This window comes from Streptomyces sp. NPDC048606 (assembly GCF_040650855.1).
Classification (GTDB): domain Bacteria; phylum Actinomycetota; class Actinomycetes; order Streptomycetales; family Streptomycetaceae; genus Streptomyces.
Genome location: NZ_JBEZIB010000063.1, coordinates 21,825 through 28,471, shown reverse-complemented (window position 1 = coordinate 28,471; position 6,647 = coordinate 21,825). Strand labels below are relative to the sequence as shown.

Annotated in this window: 5 protein-coding genes; 4 read left to right on the top strand and 1 reads right to left on the bottom strand. The window is 73.9% G+C overall.

Annotation, left to right across the window (positions count from 1 at the left end; translation table 11 throughout):
- The first annotated feature begins 174 nt into the window (after positions 1 to 174).
- The 4 genes from AB0D01_RS37990 (at position 175) to AB0D01_RS37975 (ending at position 5,221) form a co-directional block, all read left to right on the top strand.
- Complete coding sequence (locus AB0D01_RS37990; RefSeq protein WP_363063664.1) at positions 175 to 1,458, top strand: cupin domain-containing protein; 1,284 nt, start codon at positions 175 to 177, stop codon at positions 1,456 to 1,458.
- A 75-nt stretch (positions 1,459 to 1,533) separates the two neighbouring features.
- Positions 1,534 to 2,340 carry a class I SAM-dependent methyltransferase gene (locus AB0D01_RS37985; RefSeq protein ID WP_363063662.1) on the top strand — a complete coding sequence of 269 codons (807 nt, stop codon included), beginning with the start codon at positions 1,534 to 1,536 and terminating at the stop codon, positions 2,338 to 2,340.
- Positions 2,341 to 2,424: 84 nt separating this feature from the next.
- Positions 2,425 to 4,386: a carbamoyltransferase C-terminal domain-containing protein gene (locus tag AB0D01_RS37980; RefSeq protein WP_363063660.1), complete on the top strand. Its 1,962-nt coding sequence runs from the start codon at positions 2,425 to 2,427 to the stop codon at positions 4,384 to 4,386.
- Positions 4,387 to 4,513: 127 nt separating this feature from the next.
- Positions 4,514 to 5,221, top strand: a complete 708-nt coding sequence (locus AB0D01_RS37975) for a DUF4232 domain-containing protein (protein ID WP_363063658.1) — start codon at positions 4,514 to 4,516, stop codon at positions 5,219 to 5,221.
- On the opposite strand, the gene AB0D01_RS37970 is transcribed toward AB0D01_RS37975, so the two are convergent.
- Positions 5,195 to 6,487: a globin domain-containing protein gene (locus AB0D01_RS37970; RefSeq protein ID WP_363063656.1), complete on the bottom strand. Its 1,293-nt coding sequence runs from the start codon at positions 6,485 to 6,487 to the stop codon at positions 5,195 to 5,197. The two genes, AB0D01_RS37975 and AB0D01_RS37970, sit on opposite strands and share 27 nt — an antisense overlap.
- Between the last annotated feature and the right edge of the window lie 160 nt (positions 6,488 to 6,647).

The window sequence follows — 6,647 nt, the reverse complement described above, 5'->3', positions numbered from 1 at the left end:
CCTCCAACATCGTCCTGTGTTGGGGGCGCCCCCCGGTGGGTGCCGGGGGGGGGGGGGGGCCCCCGGGCCCCCCCCCCACCTCCCGCGCCCCACCGGCCTCGGCCGCGGCGCGCCGGGCACACCCACAGCCTTCCGGAACCGGGCCGAACCGTCGAAGAAGTGGAAGAAGGAGCCGTGCAGCAGCCCCTCGCAGAGACAGACTTCGAAACCGTCGACGCGCCCTCGGACGATGCCGTCCTGGGCCCGCTGGGCGATCCGCCCGGCAGCGAAGTCGCCGCCGAACTGGTCCGCACGATCGGCGACTCCTGGGGGCGGCGCCCCCTCCACCGGCCCGGCGCGGCCGACATCTCCGGGCTCCTCGACATCGACGACATCGACCGGCTCATCGACGCGCGCACCCTTCGCGTCTCCCAGCTCTGGGTGTGCAGCATGGGCCGCAACCTGCCCCCGTCGACGTACATGAGCGTGGGCGAGCAGCCCAGGACGCGCAGCGTCGGCAGCACCGCCGACGTGCGGCGCATCATGACGCTGGCCTCGGAGGGATCGCCCGACCCCGTGAAGGTCGCCCAACACCTGGCCGCCGGTGCCTCCCTGACGCTCAACCAGGTGGACCAGTACGTTCCCGCGCTGCGCGCCATGTGCCGACGGTTCGAGGAGGAGACGCACCTGCGCTGCGGGGTGATCCTCTTCGTGACCCCGCCGAGTGCCCAGGCCTTCTCCCTGCACGCGGACCCGCACGACATCATCGTCATGCAGACCCACGGCACCAAGTACTGGGAGATCCACCCGTCCCTGTGGGAACGGGAGAACGACCCCGACGCCGGCGTGCGCACCCTCACCATGCACCCCGGCGACATGCTCTACGTCCCCGAGGGCACCCCGCACATGGCGAAGACCTCCGCCGGCGGCGGCCTGTCCATCCACCAGACCGTCCAGTTCAACGTCCCGCGCTACGAGACCGTCGCCCGCCGCGTCCTGGAGCGGAGCTTCGAGCGGTTCTGCGAGGAGGTCGCGCTGACGGGACCGATCCCGCTCCCCCGGGGCGGCGCCGCCGAGATGGCCGACCGGATCGGCCCCGCCCTCGCCCGGTTCGCCGCCACACTGACGGAGACCGACGTACGGGAACTGCTCGACCGGCACCTGGAGTCCGTCCTGCCGCCGACCCGGACGCTCGCGACGGGCCGCTTCTCGGCCGTCGCCGCCGCCGACGGCATCACCGCCGCCAGCCGGCTGCGCCGCACCGTCGAGCTGCGCGTGCGCGGCGAGGACCACCGGGTGCACACCGTCTTCGGGCGCCGCGCGCTGCGGACGCCGCCGCACACCGAGAAGGCCCTCGTCGCCCTGGCGGCCACACAGGGGCCGTTCACCCCCGGCACGCTCGGCGTCGACCTGGACGCGGCCTCGCTGCTCCTGCTGTGCCGACGCCTCGTGCGCGAGGGCGCCCTCGCGCCGGTCTGACCGGCCCCATCCGTACCCGCGCGCCGTACCCGCGCCCCGCACCCGCCGCCGAAGGACCCTCGCCGGAGGACCCGCATGGAAACCGAAACCCAAGCCGGAGCAGGAGCCGAAACCGGAGCGCGCAGCGGGGCGGCTCTCGCCCACGTCGAACCCGCCACGGACGATGCCATCGGCCACCTGCTGCTGCGCTGCCTGTCCGCCGGCGCGGAGCCGGGAGCCGTCTTCGAGGTGATCGAGCGCTCCGACGGGTTCGTCGGGGTGTGCGACGCCGCCGAGTACTTCGCCCCCTTCGAGGACTGGCCCACGCGCGAGCGCTCCCTGATCTCCCGCGCCCGGGGGGCCGTCCTCGACATCGGCTGCGGGGCCGGCCGCCACGCCCTGCACCTGCGGGAGCGGGGGCTCGACGTCACCGCCGTCGACTCCTCCCCCGGCGCGGTCCGGGTCTGCCGGGAGCGGGGCGTTCCGGCACGGCCGGGCACCGCCGGGGAGCTCCCGTGCCCGGACGGCTCCTACGACACCCTCCTCGCCCTCGGGGCCAACCTGGGCCTGCTCGGCGGGCGGGCGCGGGCGGCCGAACTGCTGGCGGAGTTCGCCCGGGTCGCCGCGCCCGGGGCCCGGCTGCTGGCCACCGGCCGTGACCCCTACGCCTCCACGGGCCGGGTGCACACCGACTACCACGAGGCGAACCGCCGGGCGGGCAGGATGGCCGGCCAGCTCCGCATCCGCATCCGCTCGGGCGCCGTCGCCGGCTCCTGGTTCGACTACCTCTACTGCTCCCTGCCCGAACTGGAGGAACTCCTCGCCCCCTCGGACTGGACCCCGGTCGAGGCCTTCGAGGACCCCGGCGGCGGCTACGGCGTGGTCCTCGCGCTGCGACGCTGACCCGAGCCACCACCCGGCCGGCCCGCCCCCGCCCCGTTCGCTCCGCCCGCCCCACCCGACGGTGACCATCCCGATGGAGAGGCCATGAAGGACGGCTACTACCTGTCTGCCTACGTCAACCCGGTCGGCCTGCAACGCGTACTGAACGTCACCTACCGCCACGACGCGAACCTCTCGCTCTGGCGCAAGGAGGGCGCGCGGGTCAGCCTCCTCGCCCACTGGGAGGTCGAGCGGATCAGCGGTCAGAAACAGCACCGCACCCCCTTCCTCGACCGGGCGCACCTGGAGGGGTTCGTGGACGCCCGGCTCGCCGAACACGGGTTGACCCGGGCCGACATGGTGGAGATCTGGGGCACCCCCGGTCTGGACACCGTCGACGACTACCACCTCGCCGGCGAACACCCCGCGCTCGCCTATCACAGCCTCGCGCACCTCCACAGCGCCGTCCTCCTCGACAGCGAGGCCTTCCACCGCGGGACCGTCCTCGGCTTCGCCGTCGACCGCGGCCCCGACTTCGTCGTCGAGCGGGCGATCACCGACAAGTGGTTCACGGGCTGCGTGGTGCGCGCCGGGGAGATGACCGTCTTCCCCGTCCAGTCGCCGGGCCCCCTCTACGGGGCCGCCAAGGACCGCTTCCACCTGCGCGAGGGCACCCTCATGGCGCTGGCCGGGGCGACCGGGGCCCACGGCCGCTGCGATCGCGACGCCGTCCTCGACACGTACGTCTTCGACGACATCACCTCCATGACCGTGCCGGCCGAAGCGCTCGAGGACATCGCCCGCCAGGTCGGCGACACCCTCGTCCCCGACCCGCGGTTCACCGACGAGGAGTCCTTCGCGAGCGCGGTCATGAAGGAGGTCCAGGCGATCTCGGTGCGCGTCATGGAGCGCAACGTCGAGGAAGCGTTGCACGCCCACGACCTCACCCCGGCCGACACGGTCCTCGCGCTGGCCGGCGGGTACGCGCTGAACTGCCCCACCAACAGCCACCTGATGGACAAGTACGGGTTCCGGCGCCTCCTCGCGCCGCCCTGCGTCGGGGACGACGGGCAGTCCATCGGCATGGCCCTGGCCGCCTTCCGCAAGAAGAGTCCCGGCGGGCGCTTCGACTTCCGCTTCCCCACCCCCTACCTCGGCGGCGAGGACACCGGCCTCGACGAGGCCCTCACCGCCCACGCCCGCTTCGTGGCCTCGGTCGCCAAGGCCGACCCGGCCGAGGCCGTACGGGACCTGCGCGAGGGGCCCGTCGCCTGGTTCCACGGCCGCTCCGAGATCGGCCCCCGCGCCCTGGGCAACCGCAGCCTGCTGGCCGACCCCACCACGTACGCCGCCAAGGAGGAACTGAACCGCCTGAAGGAGCGCCAGTGGTGGCGCCCGGTGGCCCCGGTCGTCCTGGAGGAGCACCTCGGGGACTGGTTCGAGAACAGCCGCCCCTCCCCGTACATGCTGGAGACCTTCACCATCCGGGAAGAGGTGCGCGAGCGGATCCCGGCCGTCGCGCACCTCGACCACTCCGCCCGCGTCCAGTCCCTCACCGCCGACGGGAACCCGCCGCTGCACGCCCTGTTGACCGCCTTCCACGAGGCCACCGGCGTCCCGATGCTCTGCAACACCTCGCTCAACGACCGGGGCGAGCCGATCGTCGAGAAGCTCGCGGAGGCCTTCAACTTCTGCCTGCGCAAGGGGGTGCGGATCGGCTACTTCAACGGGGTCCGCGTCGAGTTCACCGACTTCGACGCCTACGGGGTACCGGGCCCCCTGCCCCGCGAGCACGAGCGGTTCACCGTCGTGCCGCCGGAACGCGAACGGGCCATCCGCGCCGCCCTCAACCCGCACGGCCTGCCCGACCTGGTCCTGTACCGCTACCTGCACGACAACCTGATGATGGACCGCCATGACATCCGGGAGGTCGAGGGAGCGCGGGCGGTCGCCGAGGAGGTCGCGGCCCAACTCGCCGACCGGCCGTGGCTGGTCGCGTACTCGCGCGGTCGGATGCGCGAGCGGCGCGAGAAGTTCGCCTCCCTGGGAGCCGCCTACACCTTCTGAGGGGCGTTCCGCCGCGCGGGAGGCCGGTCCTCGGCCCCGCTCCCCGGCCTGGCGCACCGCACGTGCATAGTGGCTCCCACCGGGGCGGATTCCGTTCCGGAGGACGGACGAGACGGGGAGTCACCTCATGCACATCCATCGGAGCCGTGTCACGGCCCTGGCCGGCGCCATCGGGCTGGCCCTGACCCTGGCCGCCTGCGGGGGTGCGGGCGCCCCGGGCGCCGCGCCCGAGGCGCCCCAGGCGCCGACGGCTTCCGCCACGCCGAACGCCGCCGTGACACCGGTGGCCTCGGCGACACCCACGGCGTCGGCGACCTCGGCGACACCGGTGGCGTCGGCCACGCCGGACGGCAAGGGGACCGAGGGCTCCGCCGAATCGGCGGCCGACGACGCCTACGCGTACAAGCACCCCTGTTCCGCCCGGAACCTCACCGTCGAGGTCACCTCTGCGCAGGGCCTCCCGGCGACGGTCCGGGTCGTCGCGGTGACCAACAAGGGTTCCAAGCCGTGCGGGCTCGACTACCACCCCGCCGTCGGATTCAGCGCCAAGGGCGCCGCCCTCGGCGTCCAGGCGACGCCTCCCGAGGGCCTGGGCGGCGCGCCGGCGCACCCGGTGCGGCCCGGGGCCACCACGTACGCGGCGGTGGACCTCAACCCCTCGGGCGGGCGCGGTCCCGTGGCGGACGAGATCAACATCCTGGCCGACGCGCACCACATGCCGAACGCCGACGGCGTCAGCCTGCCCCTCGTCTCCACGGGTACCGTCGCCGCGCCGAGGGTCGGGCTCTACCACCTCACCGCGCGCGACTCACTGGACACCCTCCGGTCGCGCTGAGCCGGTCCAGGGCCCGGGCCGCGGTGAGCCGAGGGGGTCGTGGCGGATCCGGTCGGCGGGTAAGCCCTGGGCGGTCAGTCGGTCCACCGCGGCACGGACCATGCCGGGAGGTCCGCTGACGTAGGCGTCGTGTCCGGACCAGTCGCCGGCGCGGGCCATCGCCTCCACCACCGAGCCGTTCCCGGCGGCGGTGCCCTCCCCGACGACGGGGATCACGCGCAGCCCGGCGCAGCGGCGTTCGAGGGCGGTGAGGGCGGCGGTGTCGTACAGGTCGTGGAGGGTCCGCGCCCCGAGGAACAGGTGGATCCCGCGCCGGGGTCGGGGGGTCCGTGCCATCTCCTCCAGCAGCGCCTTGGCCGTGGCCCAGCCGGTGCCCCCGGCCACGATCAGCGCGTCCCGCTCCGAGGTGAGGTCCGGTGTCGTGTCGCCCTGGGCGGGCCCGAGGCGCAGCGGGTCGCCGACCTCGGTGCGCGTCACCAGCGCTCCGCTCACCCCGTCGGGTCCGGTGCGGCGGACGTGGAACTCCAGTTCCCCGTCCTCGCGGGGCGCGCCGGCCAGGGAGTAGGGCCGCCAGGCGTGCGGCAGGCGCGGCGTCTGGACGTTGGTGTACTGGCCGGCCAGGTGGGGGTACGGCTCGCCGGTGCGGACCCGGAGCACCGCGAGGTCCGGTCCGCAGCGCCGGTGCCCGGTCACCACCGCGTTCCAGTAGGGGGGTTCGGCGAGGGCCTGTTCGGCGCCGGCGACCATGGCGGTGACGGTGAGGCCGAGCATCCGAAGCCACGCCCGCTCCAGCTCCCGGCTCCACCCCTCGCCGGCCAGGGTGCGCAGCGCCTGGACGAGCGCGGCCTCGAACAGCTCGTAGTGCACCGGCCGCACGCCCAGTTTGCGGTGGTCGCGGCCCAGTCGGGTGCAGAACGCGGCCAGTTCGTCCGGCCGGTGCAGGTGGTCGATCAGGTACCGCAGGGCGCTCTCCAGGTGGGCGCGCTGGAAGGCCATCGAGTCGGGGAACAGGCCCCGGAGGTAGGGGTGGCGCTCGAAGAGGGCGTCGTAGAGGTGGTCGATGAGCCGGTCGAAGGGGCTCACGAGGTGCAGGTGCCGGATGATCAGGCGTTGGTCGGCGGCGGCGTCGGCGTGGTCGGGGGCCGCGTGGGAGTCCGGGCCCGCGCCGGGTGCGGTCGGTTGCCGGGTCGGGGCCATCAGCCGCCTGCGCAGCCGCATCGCGTCCTGTCGTGCCAGGAGCGCGTGGTAGGTGTTCTGTCGGTTCACGTTCTTCTCCGGATAGCCGGTCCGCCCCGCCGCGCCGCTGCGGACGGCGTCCGTCGCTGAAGGCGTACCGAAGCACGAGTGAACACGCGGGGCATTCCGGGCAACAGGGCCGAACGACCCATTCTTTGACGGGACGCCATCAAAGGGTGGGGTCCGGACG